Annotated in this window: 18 protein-coding genes; 3 read left to right on the forward strand and 15 right to left on the reverse strand. The window is 64.3% G+C overall.

All coding sequences use genetic code 11. The annotated features are described in order from the left end of the window. Window positions 1-25 precede the first annotated feature (25 nt). The 6 genes from XH80_RS18240 to glpD are packed head-to-tail and all read right to left on the reverse strand — an operon-like array spanning window position 26 to window position 5,870. A complete protein-coding gene (locus XH80_RS18240) occupies window positions 26-355 on the reverse strand; it encodes a DUF2160 domain-containing protein (protein WP_220003937.1) in 330 nt (109 codons plus the stop codon). An 11-nt stretch (window positions 356-366) separates the two neighbouring features. Continuing rightward, window positions 367-1,173: a carbohydrate ABC transporter permease gene (locus XH80_RS18245; RefSeq protein ID WP_057757005.1), complete on the reverse strand. Its 807-nt coding sequence runs from the start codon at window positions 1,171-1,173 to the stop codon at window positions 367-369. Beyond that, window positions 1,173-2,147: a carbohydrate ABC transporter permease gene (locus XH80_RS18250; RefSeq protein WP_220003938.1), complete on the reverse strand. Its 975-nt coding sequence runs from the start codon at window positions 2,145-2,147 to the stop codon at window positions 1,173-1,175. The genes XH80_RS18245 and XH80_RS18250 overlap by 1 nt, the downstream gene beginning before the upstream one ends. Further along, entirely contained in the window at window positions 2,147-3,232 is a 1,086-nt protein-coding gene (locus XH80_RS18255; protein WP_271599747.1) for an ABC transporter ATP-binding protein, read from the reverse strand. The genes XH80_RS18250 and XH80_RS18255 overlap by 1 nt, the downstream gene beginning before the upstream one ends. A 14-nt stretch (window positions 3,233-3,246) precedes the next feature. After that, window positions 3,247-4,323, reverse strand: a complete 1,077-nt coding sequence (locus XH80_RS18260) for an ABC transporter ATP-binding protein (protein WP_271599748.1) — start codon at window positions 4,321-4,323, stop codon at window positions 3,247-3,249. Next, window positions 4,320-5,870, reverse strand: a complete 1,551-nt coding sequence (gene glpD, locus XH80_RS18265; RefSeq protein WP_220003941.1) for a glycerol-3-phosphate dehydrogenase — start codon at window positions 5,868-5,870, stop codon at window positions 4,320-4,322. The genes XH80_RS18260 and glpD overlap by 4 nt, the downstream gene beginning before the upstream one ends. A gap of 226 nt (window positions 5,871-6,096) precedes the next feature. Here glpD and XH80_RS18270 point away from each other — a divergent pair, with 226 nt between their 5' ends. Next, window positions 6,097-6,378 (forward strand): type II toxin-antitoxin system Phd/YefM family antitoxin, encoded by a 282-nt coding sequence (locus tag XH80_RS18270; protein ID WP_271599749.1) that lies wholly within the window; start codon window positions 6,097-6,099, stop codon window positions 6,376-6,378. After that, window positions 6,375-6,800: a type II toxin-antitoxin system VapC family toxin gene (locus tag XH80_RS18275; protein ID WP_271599750.1), complete on the forward strand. Its 426-nt coding sequence runs from the start codon at window positions 6,375-6,377 to the stop codon at window positions 6,798-6,800. Before XH80_RS18270 ends, XH80_RS18275 begins: the two co-directional genes overlap by 4 nt. Window positions 6,801-6,804: 4 nt before the next feature. Here the strand turns inward: XH80_RS18275 and XH80_RS18280 are convergent, their stop codons facing one another. Next, window positions 6,805-7,650, reverse strand: coding sequence for a DeoR/GlpR family DNA-binding transcription regulator (locus tag XH80_RS18280; protein WP_220003944.1), 846 nt, complete (start codon window positions 7,648-7,650; stop codon window positions 6,805-6,807). A gap of 111 nt (window positions 7,651-7,761) precedes the next feature. Further along, a complete protein-coding gene (locus tag XH80_RS18285; protein ID WP_220003945.1) occupies window positions 7,762-8,436 on the reverse strand; it encodes an HAD family hydrolase in 675 nt (224 codons plus the stop codon). A 155-nt stretch (window positions 8,437-8,591) separates the two neighbouring features. On the opposite strand from XH80_RS18285, the gene XH80_RS18290 reads away from it, so the two are divergent. Then, window positions 8,592-8,984, forward strand: a complete 393-nt coding sequence (locus tag XH80_RS18290; RefSeq protein WP_220003946.1) for a nuclear transport factor 2 family protein — start codon at window positions 8,592-8,594, stop codon at window positions 8,982-8,984. A 223-nt stretch (window positions 8,985-9,207) separates the two neighbouring features. Here the strand turns inward: XH80_RS18290 and XH80_RS18295 are convergent, their stop codons facing one another. From XH80_RS18295 to XH80_RS18325, 7 genes are all read right to left on the reverse strand, one after another. Continuing rightward, entirely contained in the window at window positions 9,208-9,399 is a 192-nt protein-coding gene (locus XH80_RS18295) for a hypothetical protein (RefSeq protein WP_057756983.1), read from the reverse strand. Window positions 9,400-9,620: 221 nt separating this feature from the next. Beyond that, window positions 9,621-10,031: an acyl-CoA thioesterase gene (locus XH80_RS18300; RefSeq protein ID WP_220003947.1), complete on the reverse strand. Its 411-nt coding sequence runs from the start codon at window positions 10,029-10,031 to the stop codon at window positions 9,621-9,623. A gap of 7 nt (window positions 10,032-10,038) precedes the next feature. Beyond that, entirely contained in the window at window positions 10,039-12,135 is a 2,097-nt protein-coding gene (locus tag XH80_RS18305) for a 3-hydroxyacyl-CoA dehydrogenase NAD-binding domain-containing protein (RefSeq protein WP_271599751.1), read from the reverse strand. A 2-nt stretch (window positions 12,136-12,137) separates the two neighbouring features. Continuing rightward, window positions 12,138-13,421: an acetyl-CoA C-acetyltransferase gene (locus tag XH80_RS18310; protein WP_271599752.1), complete on the reverse strand. Its 1,284-nt coding sequence runs from the start codon at window positions 13,419-13,421 to the stop codon at window positions 12,138-12,140. After that, on the reverse strand, window positions 13,421-15,688 hold the full coding sequence (locus tag XH80_RS18315; protein ID WP_271599753.1) for an acyl-CoA dehydrogenase: 2,268 nt from the start codon (window positions 15,686-15,688) through the stop codon (window positions 13,421-13,423). The genes XH80_RS18310 and XH80_RS18315 overlap by 1 nt, the downstream gene beginning before the upstream one ends. A 294-nt stretch (window positions 15,689-15,982) precedes the next feature. Continuing rightward, window positions 15,983-16,606 carry a flavin reductase family protein gene (locus tag XH80_RS18320; protein ID WP_271599754.1) on the reverse strand — a complete coding sequence of 208 codons (624 nt, stop codon included), beginning with the start codon at window positions 16,604-16,606 and terminating at the stop codon, window positions 15,983-15,985. 171 nt (window positions 16,607-16,777) lie between these two features. Continuing rightward, window positions 16,778-17,377 (reverse strand): TetR/AcrR family transcriptional regulator, encoded by a 600-nt coding sequence (locus tag XH80_RS18325; RefSeq protein WP_271599755.1) that lies wholly within the window; start codon window positions 17,375-17,377, stop codon window positions 16,778-16,780. Window positions 17,378-17,401 lie beyond the last annotated feature (24 nt).

Raw genomic sequence — 17,401 nt, forward strand, 5'->3', positions numbered from 1 at the left:
GATCTGGCCGTCCCTTTCGCGAGCTTCAGACCGTGCGAAAAATGAGCACGGCCGTGGCCAGCGAAATTCCACTTGCGAGCCACAGGCTCGAAATCTCGATGCTCTCTTCACCGATCGGCACCGAGGCGATCGGGTCGGTGCCGACGAGGCCGATCCACACCAGGTGAATGACGGCCGCGAGAATCAGCGAGATGAACAGGCGATCCCCGCGCGTGGTCGGGATGCTGAGCACGCCGACACGCTCGGCCTCGGGATAAGCAGCCGCGAGCCACGTCATCACCGCGAGCGTGCAAGCGAGCGCGACGAAGAAGATCGCCGTCGGCAGCGTCCAGGCCATCCATGCAATGGATTCCATGATTGCCTCCCTTAGACGCGACCGAGCGCAAAACCGCGCGCGATGTAGTTGCGGACAAACCAGATCACGAGCGCGCCCGGAATGATGGTGAGGACGCCGGCGGCAGCCAGCAGGCCCCAATCCATGCCGGCTGCCGACACCGTGCGCGTCATGATCGCCGCGATCGGCTTGGCCTGCACCGAGGTCAGCGTCCGCGCCAGCAGCAGTTCGACCCAGGAGAACATGAAGCAGAAGAAGGCGGCGACACCGATGCCGCTCGCGATCAGCGGCACCAGGATGCGGACGAAGAAGCGCGGGAAGGAATAGCCGTCAAGGAAGGCCGTCTCGTCGATCTCGCGCGGCACGCCGGAGACGAAGCCCTCGAGGATCCACACCGCCAGCGGCACGTTGAAGATGCAGTGCGCGAGCGCAACCGCCCACGGCGTATCGAACAGGCCGATCGCCGAATAGAGGTTGAAGAACGGCAGCGCATAGACCGCCGCCGGCGCCATGCGGTTCGACAGCAGCCAGAAGAACAGGTGCTTGTCGCCGAGGAAGCGATAGCGCGAGAACGCATAGGCCGCAGGCAACGCCACCGAAATCGAGATGATGGTGTTGAGGACCACATATTCCAGCGAGTTGATGTAGCCGGAATACCAGCTCTCATCGGTGAAGATGCGCTTGTAGTGCTGCAGCGTCGGGGTATGCGGCCACAGCGTCATCGTCGAGACGATTTCGCCGTTGGTCTTGAAGCTCATGTTGACGAGCCAGTAGATCGGCAACATCAGGAAGATCAGGAACAGCCCCATGATGAGGCGGCGGCCGGGGATCGAATGCATCAGGCCACTCCTTCCTTCGGCTTGAGCGCGGGCGCGGGCTGGAGCGCGCCTGCGGGCTTGGGCTCCGCCGCCGGCTGCTTCGCCGTCTGTGCCTTACGCTCGACGCCTGCATTGGTCATCACGGTGTAGAAGATCCAGCAGACGATCAGGATGATCAGATTGTAGACCAGCGAGAGCGCGGCAGCCTTGCCGAGGTCGAACTGGCCGAGCGCGATCTTGACGAGCTCGATCGACACGAAAGTGGTCGAGTTGCCGGGGCCGCCGCCGGTGACGACGAACGGCTCGGTATAGATCATGAAACTGTCCATGAAGCGCAGCAGCACCGCGATCAAGAGCACGCGGTTCATCTTCGGCAGCTGGATCGCCTTGAACACGGCCCAGCGCGAGGCGCCGTCGATCTGGGCGGCCTGGTAATAGGCCTCGGGAATCGACTTCAGGCCGGCGTAGCAGAGCAGCGCGACGAGGCTGGTCCAATGCCAGACGTCCATCACAATGACGGTGACCCAGGCGTCGACTGCGTTGGCCACGTAGTTGTAGTCGATGCCCATCGCATTGAGCGTATAGCCGAGCAGGCCGATGTCGGGACGACCGAATATCTGCCAGATCGTGCCGACGACGTTCCACGGAATCAGCAGCGGCAGTGCGAGGGTGACGAGGCAGGCGGCCACCGTCCAGCCCTGCCGCGGCATCGACAGCGCGACGACGATGCCGAGCGGCACCTCGATCGCGAGGATCACCAGCGAGAAGAACAGATTGCGCCCGAGCGAGGCCAGGAAGCGGCCGCCGAGATCGGTCGAGGGATCGAGCAATTCCTTGAACCAGCCGACGCCGTTCCAGAAGAACTGGTTGTTGCCGAACGTGTCCTGCATCGAATAGTTCACCACCGTCATCAGCGGCAGCACCGCGGAGAAGGCGACGACCAGGAACACCGGCAGCACCAGGAACCAGGCTTTTTGGTTGATGGTCTTGTCCATCAGGCGGCTCCCTCAACCAGACGGCTGTCGGCATAGACGTGGACGTGCGCCGGATCGAATTTCAGCCCGGCCTTGCCGTCGGAGCCGGTGAAGCCGGCCGGCGCACGCGCCGCGATCCTGGCCTCGCCGAGGCGGACGCGCGCGAAACGGATGCGGCCGAGATCGTCGATGCGCTCGATCTTTGCGCTGAGCAGGCCGGACGCCGGCGCAACCGCGTCGACGAATTCCGGACGCACGCCGATCTCGATCTTGGCGCCTACGGGCAGGTTGTCGTAGCTGCGGTTGAGCGCAATGACATGGCCGTCGACCCTGGCCTGGCGTCCCTTCACCTCGGCCGGCAGGATGTTCATGCCGGGCGAGCCGATGAAATAACCGACGAAGGTGTGGGCGGGCTTGTCAAACAGCTCGGCCGGCGTGCCGCTTTGCACCACGCGACCGTCATGCATGACGACGACGGTGTCGGCGAAGGTCAGCGCCTCGGTCTGATCGTGGGTGACATAGATCATCGTGAGATCGAGCTCGCGATGCAGCGCCTTCAGCTTGGAGCGGAGCTGCCATTTCAATTCAGGATCGATCACCGTCAGCGGCTCGTCGAACAGCACGGCGGCGACATCGGAGCGGACGAGGCCGCGGCCGAGCGAAATCTTCTGCTTGGCGTCGGCGGTGAGCCGCGTCGCCTTGCGGTTCAGGTAGGGCTCGAGATCGAGCAGACGGCCGATCTCGGCGACGCGCTTGTCGATTTCGGCCTTGGGCACGCCGCGATTCTTCAGCGGAAACGCCAGGTTCTCCCCCACCGTCATGGTGTCGTAGATCACCGGGAACTGGAACACCTGGGCGATGTTGCGCTTCTGGGTCGACAGCGGTGTGATGTCCTGGCCGTCGAACAGGATCTTCCCGCGCGAGGGCGTGATGATGCCGGAGATCACGTTGAGCAGCGTGGTCTTGCCGCAGCCGCTTGGTCCGAGCAGCGCATAGGCGCCGCCCTGCCGCCAGGTCATGGTCACCGGCTTCAGCGCAAAGGTTTCCTGCGGCGCGGCATTGCCACCGTAGGAATGGGCGAGATCGACGAGGTCAATGCGGGCCATCGCGCATCTCCCCCTTACGAGCTCGGAGCGGCGACCAAGCGGTCTGCCGCATCGAAGACGAAGATATCATTGGGATCGAGCACTGCATCGATGGTCTGACCCGGCTCGAACTCGTGCACGCCGTGCAGCACGGCAACCCAGTTCGATCCGTCGCGGGTCAAATGCACAAAACTCTCCGAACCGGTGATCTCGGTCACCGTGACAGTGGCATGGAAGGCGTGGCGATCAGTCTCGCCATTGGCGAGCGCAAGCTGGTGGGCGCGAAAACCGACGCGATAGGCGCCGTCGGCGAGCGAGGAATAGAGGCCGGACGCCGGCGCGGCGATGCCTCCAGCATATTGCACGGAGCCGTTCTTCTTCTCGATGCCGACGAGGTTGAGCGGTGGATCGGAAAACACCTGCGCGACGCGCAGCGTCTGGGGACGGCGGTAGACGCCGGGCGTCTCGCCGATCTGGAGCGCCTTGCCCTCCCACATGCACACCGTGTTGCCGCCGAGCAGCAGAGCCTCGGTCGGCTCTGTCGTGGCATAGACGAAGATCGCGCCTGAGGCCTCGAAGATGCGCGGCAGCTCGGCGCGCAGCTCTTCACGCAGCTTGTAGTCGAGATTGGCGAGCGGCTCGTCGAGCAGCACGAGGTCGGCGCCCTTCACCAGCGCGCGCGCCATCGCGGTGCGCTGCTGCTGGCCGCCGGAGAGCTGGAGCGGCGTACGCTTCAGGAACGGCTCGAGCCGCAACAGCCTGGCGGCCTCCGCCACGCGCGTCTCGATCTCCTCGCGCGGCTTGCCCTGCACGCGCAGCGGCGAGGCGATGTTCTCGTAGACCGTCAGCGAGGGGTAGTTGATGAACTGCTGATACACCATTGCGACCGAACGCTGGCGCACGTCGATACCCGTGACGTCCTTACCATTGACCAGCACCTTGCCCGTGGTCGGCTTGTCGAGGCCGGCGAGGAGCCGCATGATCGAGGTCTTGCCAGACAGTGTCGGCCCGAGCAGCACGTTGAGCGTGCCGCTCTCGAGCGTCAGCGAGACATCGCGGATATGCTCGACACCGTCGACGGTGCGGGTCACGTGCTCGAGTGTCACACTCATGAGCGTCCTCCTGCTTCCAGCAGAGGACTTTGCGATACAATTTGGGTCCTGATCCAGTCGTCCAGTGCGGCAATTTCGTCGGCGGATAGACGCAGGCCAAGCTTGGAGCGGCGCCAGACGATATCCTCGGCGGTCACCGCCCATTCGTTCGTCATCAGGTAGCGAACCTCACGTTCGGTCAGAGTTGCGCCAAAGGCCTGGCCGAGATCGGCCGCCGATTTGGCGTCGCCAAGCAGCTTGATGGCGCGGGTGCCATAAGCGCGTGCGAGACGTCGCGCATGCCCGTGGCTCAGGAAAGGGTAGCCGCGCTGGAGCTCGGCGATCAGGCCATCGACGGCGGAAACGTCCATGTCACCGCCGGGCAGCGGCCATTTGCCGGTCCAGCCTTCGCGTGCTTTCGCACTGCGAAGATAGGGCGCGAGCCGCTCCAGCGCCTCTTCGGCAAGGCGGCGGTAGGTCGTGATCTTGCCGCCGTAGATCGACAGCAGGGGGGAACCGCCGGGCGTGTCCAGCTCGAACACATAGTCGCGGGTCGCGGCCTTGGCTTCGCTGGCGCCATCGTCATAGAGCGGTCGCACACCGGAATAGGTCCAGACCACGTCCTCAGGCGTCACCGGCTTGGCGAGATACTCGCTCGCGGCCGCGCAGAGATACTGGATCTCTTCCGGCGTTGCCTTCACCTTGGAGGGATCGCCGTCATAGTCGCGGTCGGTGGTGCCGATCAGCGTGAAGTCGTCCTGATAGGGAATGACGAAGATGATGCGGCCGTCGGCGTTCTGGAACATGTAGGCGCGGTCGTGGTCGTAGAGCTTCTTGACCACGATGTGCGAGCCCTGCACCAGCCGCACCTTGGCTTTCGCGTTGACGCCGGCACCACGCCCGAGCACGTCCTCGACCCAGGGGCCACCGGCATTGACCAAGGCGCGGGCCTGGATCTGGGAACGCGCGCCGGTCAGCGTGTCGACCATGCTGACGGTCCAGACGCCGTCGGATTGCCTGATATCCGTCGCGCGGGTGCGGGTGCGGATCTCGGCGCCCTTGTCGGCTGCATCGCGCGCATTGAGCACGACCAGGCGGGCGTCATCGACGAAGCAGTCGGAATATTCGAATGCGCGGCTGTAGCGATTCGGGATCAGCGGCTTGCCGACCTCGTCGCGCCTGAGATCGAGCGAACGCGTCGCCGGCAGCAGATGGCGGCCGCCGATGTGATCATAGAGGAAGAGGCCGAGGCGCAGCAGCCAGGCCGGGCGCAGTCCGGCGTGATGCGGCAAAACGAAACGCAGCGGGCGGATGATGTGGGGCGCGATGCCCCAGAGGATCTCGCGCTCGATCAGCGCTTCGCGGACCAGACGGAACTCGTAATATTCGAGATAACGCAGGCCGCCATGCACCAGCTTGGTCGACCAGGACGACGTCCCGCTCGCCAGATCGTTCATTTCGCACAGGAAAACCGTGTTGCCGCGGCCCACGGCATCGCGCGCGATGCCGCAACCGTTAACACCGCCTCCAATGATGGCGAGATCGAAAATACGCTCCAACAGACGCATCCCCCGGAAACCGCTCGTTCAGTCGAGCGGCAGCTTTCGTTTTTGATTAGATCACACCCGAAAACGAAAGCAAGACGAAAGAGAGACGAAAAGAAGCGAAAATGGAACTTTCTGCAGGGCAATTTGCCGGCAAATTGGGCAACCAAAGTGGTGTCCCTGCGCGCAGCCCGCTCTTGAATAGTCAGGGAGGGCCTATATAGTCATAATAGTCATATTGGTTGTAAGCATGACGGATAACCGCGCCGCTCCCAATCCAAATCCCACCGACACGTGGACGCTCGCCAACGCCAAGGCTCGCCTGTCCGAGGTGGTCGACCGCGCCCAAACCGGTCCGCAAATCATCACCCGTCATGGCAAGCCCAATGCCGTGGTCGTTTCCGCCGAAGAATGGGCGCGAAAGACCGCCCGCAAGGGCACGCTCGCCGAGTTTCTGCTGGCCTCGCCGCTGCGCGGCGCGGAGTTCGAATTTGAACGCGTACAGGACGAACCACGCGACGAGACGCCGTGAATCTGCTCCTCGACACCAATGTACTCTCCGAGGTTCAGCGGCCATTGCCCTCACCAAAAGTCCTGGCATGGCTTGATACGATCGATGAGGATCGCGCGTTCATCAGCGTGGCCTCAATCGCCGAACTTCGCCGCGGCATCGCATTGCTGGAGGACGGCCGCCGGCGCACGGCGCTGGCCGCTTGGCTGGCCCACGATCTGCCCGAGCGTTTTGCCGGGCGCATTCTGCCGATCGGTCTGGCAATAGCCGAGCGCTGGGGCGATCTGATGGCTCAAAGCCGCAGAAGCGGCATTGCATTGTCGGTCATGGACGGATTCTTCGCCGCGACCGCACTTACAAACGATCTCACGCTCGTCACGCGCAACGTGAAGGTTTTCGCGGCCTTCGGCGTGCCGCTGCTCAATCCGTGGGACGGTGCTTAGGCTCCTAGCGCAGCCGCACCACCGGCGCAGCCTCGGGCGCCGCGTCTTGCGCATCAGCCTGGGTCTCGTCGATATCAGCGCCCTTCGGCATCGCTTCCACCACCTCGATGCCCTTGCTGTGGCAGATGGTGGCCAGGCGCTCGGGCAACTCCTGGTCGGTCACGAAGGTCTGGATCTGGGTCATGTGCGCAATGCGGACCGGCGCGCTGCGGCGAAGCTTTGTGGAATCGGCGACCAGCATGACGCTGCGGGCATTGGCGATGATGGCCTGCGCCACCTGTACCTCGCGATAGTCGAAGTCGAGCAGCGCGCCCTCCTCGTCGATCGCGGAGGCGCCGATGATGGCGTAATCGACCTTGAACTGGCCGATGAGCTGCGTTGCGGTCGAGCCGACCACGGCGCCGTCCGCGCGGCGCACCGTACCGCCGGCGACCACCACCTCGATGCGGGGATGGCGGTAGAGCAGCATGGCGACATTGAGGTTGTTGGTGATGACCAGCAAATCCTCGTGCGAGGTCAGCGCGCTCGCCACCTCCTCCGTCGTGGTGCCGATGTTGATGAACAGCGAGCAGCCGTTCGGGATCAGCGATGCGGCCGCGGCGCCGATCGCCTTCTTCTCATCGGCGGCCACGAAGCGCCGCGCCTCATAGGCGAGGTTTTCGACGCCTGAGGCGATGATGGCGCCGCCGTGGATACGGGTGAGCGATCGGCGCTCGCAGAGATCGTTGAGATCCTTGCGGATGGTCTGCGCCGAGACTTCGAACCGGCGCGCCAGCTCCTCGACCATGACGCGGCCGGAGGCGCGGGCGATGTTGAGAATCTCGGCTTGGCGATGGGTTAATCCGGTCACGGCAATGGCCTCAAATCAGAATGGTGCATGGTGCGGCTTCCCGCGCGCGCGGTCAATGCGCATGCCGATCACGGTTCACGGATGAAGCCCTTTTTCTGACCAAGCCAAGCCTTACCACGCCATGGCGCGGGCGAGCCGCGCGAGCAGCTCGGGATCGTCGAAGGCGCTGGCGGAGGCGACCGCGCCGGACCCGACAAGGTCAGCATCGCCAAGGCTGGTCCGGATGCCGATGGTCGGGATACCGGCGGCGGTGGCCGACTGCACGCCGGAGCGGGAATCCTCGAAGGCGATCGAGGCTGCCGCGCTGGCACCGACGAAGCGCAGCCCCTCCTGATAGGGCAGCGGATGCGGCTTGCCATATGGCAGCTCGTCGCCGATCACGAGTGCCTTGAAGCGCTGCGTGATGCCGAGGCCGGTGAGCAACAGCTCGGCATTGAGACGCGGCGCGTTGGTGACGGCGACCATCGGAATGCCGGCAGCATCGGCGCGGTCGAGCAGCGCCATCAGGCCCGGCAACGGTTCGATCTGCCCCGCGACCAGGTCGCGGAACACTGCCTCCTTCTCGCCGAGAATCTCGGCGCGGCGCTCCAATGTCTCGTCAGGCAAAAAGCGTTCACCGATCGAGACGTTGGCGAAACCTTGCAGCTCCCTGGAGAAGCGCGCGTGGTCGAAGACATGGCCGTGCGGGCCCAGCACCTGATTGAACGCCCTCAAGTGCAGCGGGTCGGTGTTGGCGAGCGTGCCGTCGATGTCGAACAGCAGTGCCCTGCCCAGTCCCTGGATCATATCGTGTTCCTCTCGCGCACGGCGCAACGATGCGCGAGACGTATCAACTTGCCCCTGATGACGCAATGCAGCCCGTTGCGGCGATGGCGACGTGACACTCGACAAAATCGAATGCGGCTGCAACATTGGCCGCAACATCAAGAATGGAGGATACGATGACACTCGATCGCGATCACGCCGCCAGGACCGACCTTGATGCGGTGGCACAAAAAGTCGAGGCTTTTCGCCTCGCCCAGATCGCGGCCGATCCAAAGGCGCTCAGTGCGCTATGCGCGGACGATCTGAGCTACAGCCATTCCAACGGCTTCCTCGAGGACAAGGCAGCCTTCGTCGCCAATGCCACAGACGGCAAGACGAAATTCCTGTCGATTGCGTACAAGGATCCGACCATCAAGATCGTCGGCCCTGCCGCGATCGTCCGCTTCCACTGGATGGCCGAGATGATGACCGACGGAAAGAAAGTGGCAAACAGCCTTCACATCCTGATGAACTGGCAGAAACAGGGCGACGAGTGGAAGCTGTTGTCGCGCTCGGCGACGAAATTGTGATCATGCTCTTTCCCTCTCCCCTTGTGGGAGAGGGTGGCTCGCCGTGTTAGCGGCGAGACGGGTGAGGGGTATCTATCCTCACGAACGATCTTGCGAGTTGCAGAGATACCCCTCATCCGGCGCTTCGCGCCACCTTCTCCCACAAGGGGAGAAGGAAAAGGCAGCGGCATCAAGGGCTGCAAAAATTTCCGACCACGCTCCGCGCGCTCCGGAATGACGGCTCCTACGCCGCCTCCTTCACATCGCCGTTCACCAGCTTGCGCGCAGCACGTTCGGCTTCGCGGGCATTGCGGAAGAGCTGGCCTTCGAGGCGATTGAATTGATGGGACGAGGCGAAGAAGCGGTAGCCGCCCTGACCGCGCACGACGATGCCCGCGGTCTCCGAGTTAACTTCGATAATGTAGCTGTCTGGCATGGCCCGTGGATTCCTCAGTGCGGGCAAATAACGGCAATTTTGCCCAAAGGTTCCTGAGGGCAAATCGGCCGTTCCACCCCGAATCGACGGCCTATTGAGTACGCCGGGACCTCATCCGTTTTGTGACCCGTTCTTGGCAAAGAAGCGACGGGTTGACTCATCAGTGCCGCGTTTCGCGATGCCGCAAGTTTTCGCGAGACGGGACGAAGCGCGGCGCGCGATTACGTCGCGATTGGCGGATCGTTTCGCTGGATCACTTGTGGGTGGCCGTGATCGTCGATCGAGACATAGGTGAAATTGCCGTCGGTCACGAGCATCGGTTGCAGCTCGCGCCGCCGCAGCGCCCAGGCTTCGAGATGGACGGTCATCGAGGTGCGGCCGACGCGCACAAGGGTGGCGTAGACGGAGACGAGATCGCCGACATAAACCGCTTTGCGAAAATTCATCGCCTCGATCGCGACCGTAACGGTGCGCGACTTCGCGACTTTCGAGGCGAACACGCCGCCGCCGACGTCCATCTGGCTGAGCAGCCAGCCGCCAAAGATGTCGCCATTAGCATTGGTGTCGGCGGGCATCGCCAGCGTGCGGATGCAGAGATCGCCGCTCGGCTCGGTAGTCCCCTGGTCGCTCATGCGTCTCTCACTTGAAATTGTCCCAGCCCGGATCGGGCGCGAAGCGTTCGCCGAATCGCTCGGCCAACGCGCGCAAGGTGGATACAATATTTTCCACGCCGCGCGTGCGCGCATAGTTCAGGGGACCGCCGCGGAACGGCGCATAACCCGTGCCGAAGATCATGGCGCCGTCGACCGCATCGCCATCGTCGACGATGCCTTCGCGCAGGGCTGCGACACAGACATTGGACATCGGCAGCACCAGGCGGTCGATCATCTGATCAGTGACGCGCGGACCGGTCTCGGGTAATGGCGCCTTCTCGGCCTTGCCGTCCTTCCAGGTGTAAAAGCCCTTGCCGGACTTGCGGCCGAGCTCGCCCCTGGTAACCTTCTCGCGCAGCCAGGCCGGCGTCGGCGGCAGCATGTCGCCGAACTTGGCGCGGAGCATGTCGCCGACATCGAGGCAGATATCGAGACCGACCTGGTCGGCGAGCTCGATCGGTCCCATCGGCATGCCAAACTGCTCCGCGGCCGCATCAATCAGGCGCTGGTCGGTCTTCTCGTCCAGCATCACCATGGCTTCGAGCATATAGGGCGTCAGCGCGCGGTTGACGAGGAAGCCGGGCGAGCTCTTCACCGCGAGCGGCAGGCGATCGATCGCGCCGACAAACGCGAGCGCTTCCCTCAGCACCTGCGCGTCGTTGCCGTCATGGCTGACGACCTCGACCAGTTGCAGGCGCGATACTGGATTGAAGAAATGCAGGCCGACCAGCCGCTCCGGCCGCGCCAGCGTGGTGCGCAAATCCTGAAGCGGAATGCTCGACGTGTTGGTTGCAAGGATCGCGCCCGGCTTCATCCTGGGCTCGAGGCCGGCATAGACCTTCTGCTTCAGCTCGAGCTTTTCCGGCACCGCCTCGATGATGAGATCGGCATTGCGGATGCCCTCGCCGTCCATGTCCGGGATCAGCCGATCGAGCGCGTCGCGCACCTCGGTCGGCTTGCGGATGATCTTGCCGTAGAGCTCGGCGGCGCGCTTCACCGCCCCCGCGATCGGCTCGGCCTTCATATCTGCCAGGGAGACACGCAGCCCCTGCCCGGCGACCCAAGCCGCGATGTCGCCACCCATGGCGCCGGCGCCGATGACATGGACGTGCTTGATCGTGTTGCCGGAGCCTGCGGCTTTCTTCATCTGCTCGCGCAGGAAAAAGACGCGAATCAAATTCTGCGCGGTTGGCGTCACCATCAGCCTGGCGAAGGAGGCCTGCTCCGCCTGCAGCATCGCGGCCTTGCTGCCGCCATGCGTCTCCCAGAGATCAATCAGCGCGTAAGGCGCAGGATAATGCTCGCGCGGCGCGGCCTTCGCCGCCTCGGTGCGCATGCGCTTGGCAAGCAGCCCGCGCACGGGGCCGAGATTGGCCGCGCGGGTGAGCAGGCCGGGCTTGACCCGCTTCAGGCGGCCGAACAGCACGTCCTTCACGGCGCCCCTGACGTGACGCTCCTGCGTCACGCTGTCGACGAGGCCAAGCGCTTTGGCGCGGCGTGCATCGATGGTGCGGCCGGTCAGCATCAGCGCCATGGACTGAGTCGGATTGACCAGCGTCGTGAAGCGCGCGGTGCCGCCGAGGCCGGGATGCAGGCCCAGCATCACCTCCGGGAAGCCGAAGCGCGCGCCGTCGATGGCGATGCGCGACTGGCAAGCGAGCGCGACCTCGAGCCCGCCACCGAGGCAGAAACCGTGAATGACCGCGACCGTCGGCAGCTTGAGAGCTTCCAGATGATCGACCACCGCATGCGCGGCACGGATCCGCGTTTCCACCACCTTGGGATCGGACGCACCGCGGAATTCGTTGACGTCCGCGCCGGCGATGAAGCCGGACGGTTTCGCCGAACGGATCACGAGGCCAGCGGGGCGCTCGGTCTCGATCGCCGCAAGGGCGGCGTCGAACTCCTCCATCACATCGGAGGACAGCGTGTTGGCACTGGAATCCGCACGATCGAACAACAGCCAGGCGACGCCGTCGGCGTCACGCGTCAGCTTGAAGTGCTTGTAGGGACCATCTGCTGCCGGAGGAGGCCCGAGCGAGAGCACGCGATCGCCGAGCGCGGCCATGATTTTTGAATCCATGGTCACACCGCCTCGATCAGCATGGCGCCGCCGAGCCCGCCACCGATGCATTCGGTGGCAATCCCGCGCCGCGTGCCGAGCCGCTTCATCGCATTGACGAGATGCAGCACGATGCGGTTGCCTGACGTGCCGACGGGATGGCCGAGCGAAATGGCGCCGCCATCGACGTTGAGTTTTTCGCGGTCGACCTCGCCGGCAGCGCCGTCGAGCTTGAGAATCTCGCGGCAGAACTTGTCGTCGTTCCAGGCGGCGAGGCAGCCGAGCACTTGCGTGGCAAAGGCCTCGTTCAGCTCCCAGGTCTCGACGTCCTGGAGGGTGAGATTGTTGCGGGTCAGAAGCGGCGTCGCCGACATCACGGGGCCGAGCCCCATGACGCTGGGATCGAGCGCGGCCCAGTTGCTGTCCACGATCGCGGCTTTCGGCGTCAGCTTGTGTTTTGCCACAGCCGCGTCAGAGGCGAGGATCACCCACGATGCGCCATCGGTGATCTGTGAGGAATTGCCGGCGGTGACCTGGCCCCAGGGGCGCTCGAACACCGGCCGGAGTTTTGCCAGCGTCTCGGCCGTGGAGTCCGGCCGCACGCCGTCGTCATGGTCGAAGAATTTGCCGTCTCGGGAGAACGCAGTTTCGACCTCGCCTTTCAGGAAGCCTTCGGCCTGTGCATGGGCGAGCCGGCGATGGCTTTCGGCGGCATAGGCATCGGACTGCGCGCGGGTGATGCCGAAGAGATGACCGACGACTTCGGCGGTCTGGCCCATGTTCAGTTCGGTGATGGGGTCGGTGAGCCCGCGCTCGAGGCCGATGATCGGCTTGAGATAGCGCGGCCGCAGCCTGAACGCTGCGGCGAGCTTCGCGGCTAGGCCTTTGGCCGTGGCGAGGCCAGCGAACCAGCGCACGCCGGAATTCGGCCAGACCAGCGGCGCGTGGCTCAGCGCCTCGGTGCCACCAGCCAAAATCATGTCGGCATGGCCCTCGCGGATATAGCGATAGGCGGTGTCGATCGACTGCATCCCGGAGCCGCAATTGATCTGCACGGTGAAGGCAACCATGTCTTCGCCCATGCCGAGCCGGAGTGCGGCAACGCGGGCCGGGTTCATCTCGTCGGCGATAACGTTGACGCAGCCGAGGATGACCTGGTCAAAATCCGTTGGCACAAACGGCTGGCGCGCCAACAGCGGCCGTCCGCATTGCACGGCGAGATCGACAGGCGTGAACGGCCCCGGCCCGGATCTCGCCTTCAGAAACGGCGTCCGGCTGCCGTCGATGATGAAAACCGGTCGTGCCATCAGCTCGCCGCCCTCTGTTCACCGAGTTCCTGGAAGAACTGATGCACGTCGCCGGCTTTCTTGTAAATCGGCGACAGCGCCTCCGGCGCAAAATCGTCGACCTCGATGACGCTTGTGACCGCTGCATGAGCGGAAGCGAGCTGCTCGCCTTCGGCCTGCGTGATCACGCCCTTGGTCACCGCGTCCTTCCAGTCCCGGATATGCGCGGCGCGCATGCGCTTGGCAATGGCGTCGGTCGCCGCGACCAGCTTGAAGGCGCGCTCCAGCCGGGCGAAGCCACTGTCGTCATCGACGTGGGCGAGATCCGGCGTGAGGCGCTCACGTGCGGCCGAGGGCTCGAGCACGAGGCTGGCGCATTGATGCACGACGCGATCGGAGGGACCGAGTACGCGGGCACCGAAGGGCTGGACCACGAGCTTGAGGATGACGGCGACGAAGCGGTTCGGCAAATTGGCGAGAATTTCGGCAAACCTCGCTTCGATGATCTTGAAGCCCGTCGCCATGCACCATTCCAACGCGGCAAAATCCTCCTTCTGCCGGCCCTCGTCCTGCCAGCGTTTCAGCGCGGCCGAGAGCAGGTACAGCTCGGAGAGGATGTCGCCGAAACGCGCCGACAACATCTCCTTGCGCTTGAGCGCGCCGCCAAGCGTCAGCAGCGCCATATCGGCGCAAAGCGCGAACGCCGCGGAGTAGCGCGAGAGCTGGCGATAGAACGGTGTTGCATCGCCGGCATCCGGCGCCAGCGCAAAAGCGCCAAAAGTCCAGCTTCGTCCGAAGGCACGGAACAGCGTCTGGAAGCTGTGACCGACATGTTTCCAGAACGCCTCGTCGAATGCGGTAAGCCCGTGCTCGCGATCGGTGTCCGCAAGCGCGTTCATCTCGTCGAGCAGATAGGGATGGGCGCGGATTGCACCCTGCCCGAATATGATGAGGTTGCGCGTCAGGATGTTGGCGCCCTCGACGGTGATGCCGACAGGCACGGCGCGGTGCAGATTGCCGATATAGTTTTGCGGGCCGTCGATCACGGCCTTGCCGCCGTGGATGTCCATGGCATCGTCGATCGCGATGCGCATGCGTTCGGTCGCATGCAGCTTCATGATGCCTGATATCACGGCGGGGTGGACGCCGGCATTCAGCGCCACGCAAGTGAGCCGCCGCGCGGCGTCGAGCTGGTAAGCGGTAGCGACGATGCGCGCGAGCGGCTCTTCGACGCCCTCGAACCTGGAAATGGAGATGCCGAACTGCTCGCGGATGCGGGCATAGGCTCCGGTCGTCCGTGCCGCATAGGCGGCACCGGCTGCGGAGAGCGACGGCAGCGAGATGCCGCGACCGGCGGCAAGCGCGGTCATCAGCATCTTCCAGCCCTGGCCCAGCCGTTCCTGGCCGCCGATGACATAGTCGAGCGGAATGAAGACATCGCGGCCCCAGTTCGGGCCGTTCTGGAATACCTGCATCGACGGCAGATGACGGTGGCCGATCTCGACGCCGGGCAGATGGGTCGGGATCAGCGCGACGGTGATGCCGAGCTCTTCCTGATCGCCGACGAGATGATCGGGATCATAGGCTTTGAAGGCGAGGCCGAGCAGCGTCGCGACGGGACCGAGCGTAATGTAGCGCTTGTGCCAGTTCAGCCGGAGACCTGTGACCTCGCGGCCCTCGAACACACCCTTGCAGATGATGCCGCTGTCGACCATCGAGGCGGCGTCGGAGCCCGCCTCCGGGCTGGTGAGGCCGAAGCAGGGAATGTCGCGGCCGTCGGCAAGCCGCGGCAGCCAGCGCTCCTGCTGCTCTTTCGTGCCGAAGCGCATCAGGAGCTCACCGGGGCCGAGCGAGTTCGGCACCATCACCGTGACGGCGGCGGCGATCGAGCGGGTCGAGATTTTCCGCACCACTTCCGAATGGGCATAGGGTGAGAAGCCGAGGCCGCCAAATTCCTTCGGGATGATCATGCCGAAGAACTTCTCGCGCTTGATGAAGGTCCAGGCGTCCTGCGGCAGGTCGCGCCACTCCCAGAAGATCTTCCACTCGTCGAGCATGGCGCAGAGCTCATCGACGGGGCCGTTGAGGAAGGCGCGCTCCTCGGCGGTCAATGTCGCCTGCGGGGTCTTCAGCAGCTTCGACCAGTCGGGGTTGCCGGTGAAGAGGTCAGCGTCCCACCAGACGTCGCCAGCCTCCAGCGCCTCGCGCTCGGTGTCGGACATCGCCGGCAGCACGCCGCGGGCCCAGGAAAAGATCGGTCTTGTCAGTCTGTCGCGGCGGAAGCTCATGGCGGACCTCATGGATCGGCGCGGTGACAGGGCATTTTAGCGGAAAGCGGCCGGAGTGAGTGAGCACTTCGCGGGCAAAATGACGCGATTGGACGCGGCCGGGCGGCCGTCCGAACCATAACGGTTGGGGCGTGCAGGCAGTTCCGGGTGGGTTCGGGGACAGCATCTCCGCCGCCGTTCCGGGGCGCGCCGTCAGGCGCGAGCCCGGAATCCATCGTGCGGCAGCGTTGGTCGGTGGATTCCGGGTTCGACGCTACGCGTCGCCCCGGAATGACGTGTGGAGCGAGACGCGACCTAATCCGGCCGGACCATCTCGAACATGTTTTCCGGCTTGATCTCGAAATAGTCGCCGCGGCGCCCGGCGCGCACGATCGGGCGGGCCGCGGCGGTCTGGTAGACGCCGTCCTTGATCATGGCCTTGTCAATGTGGACGGCGATGACCTCGCCGAGCGTCAGCCAGGCATTCGCCTCCTTGCCGTCGGCACCCTTGAGACGGACGATATCGGACACCTTGCACTCAAAGGCGACCGGGCTCTCGCCGACGCGCGGCACGTTGACGAGCTTGCCCGGGACTGCCGTCAGCCCTGCGAGCTTGAACTCATCCACCTCAGGCGCGACATGCGCGGCGGTCGCATTCATCTGCTTGGCCAGATCCATGGTGGCGAGATTCCAGACGAACTCCCCGGTCTGCTGGATGTTCTGGACCGAGTCCTTCCAGTGGGTGGAGGAGAAGCCGATGATCGGCGGCACGTAAGCGAAGGCGTTGAAGAAGCTATAGGGGGCGAGATTGACGTGGCCCTTGGCATCGCGGGACGAGATCCAGCCGATCGGCCGCGGCGCAATAATGGCGTTGAAAGGGTCGTGCCTGAGGCCGTGGCCCTTGGAGGGTTCGTAGAAATGCAGGTCTTTCTCGGTCACGCCGCTGTTTCCTTTTCGTCATTGCGAGCGTAGCGAAGCAATCCAGAATCCCCCCGAGGAGACAGTCTGGATTGCTTCGCTGCGCTCGCAATGACGGAGTTTGTTGATCCGTCCTTGCCCCTCACCCTCTGGCGGGCGGCACATCAACTTATAGGGGAAAATGCCCCCCCGTCAGTGACGCGGCGACAGACCGGCGATGACGAAATCGATCATCTGGTCGATGGTCGGGCCCGGCTTGGTGGCGCACTGGGCGATCATCTGGGGGTGGAAGAAGCGGATCATCGCGCTGCAGGCGCAGAGCGCGGCCAGCTGCAGGTCCGGCGCCTCGAACTCGCCGGAAGCGACGCCTTGCGCGATCATCTGGCCGATCATTCCGGCGATGCATTCCATATGGGCGACGCAGACGTCCCAATCCTCCTCCATCGCGACCGCGACCATCTCGTGCAGCTTGTTGTCGCCGACATAGCGCTCGGTGTTCATGCGGTGGATGGTGGTGAGCAGCTCGCGGAAACGCGGCAGCACCGGACCAGGCCGCGCCACGATCCGCTGCGCCTCCAGCTCGACCCCGCCCATCAAAGAGCGCGCCACCGCCTGATGGATCGCCTTCTTCGATTCGAAGAAGCGATAGACGTTGGCGGGGCTCATCCTGAGCTCCTTGGCGATGTCGCCGACCGTGGTCTTCTGGTAGCCGATCTGGCGGAACAGCCGCTCGGCCACCTCGAGGATGCGATCCCGGGTGTCGACTTCGATATGTTCCGAAACAAGGGCCATCAGTCAGGACTCGTTGGTCAGCAG

It is taken from the genome of Bradyrhizobium sp. CCBAU 45384, from assembly GCF_028128665.1.
Classification (GTDB): domain Bacteria; phylum Pseudomonadota; class Alphaproteobacteria; order Rhizobiales; family Xanthobacteraceae; genus Bradyrhizobium; species Bradyrhizobium manausense.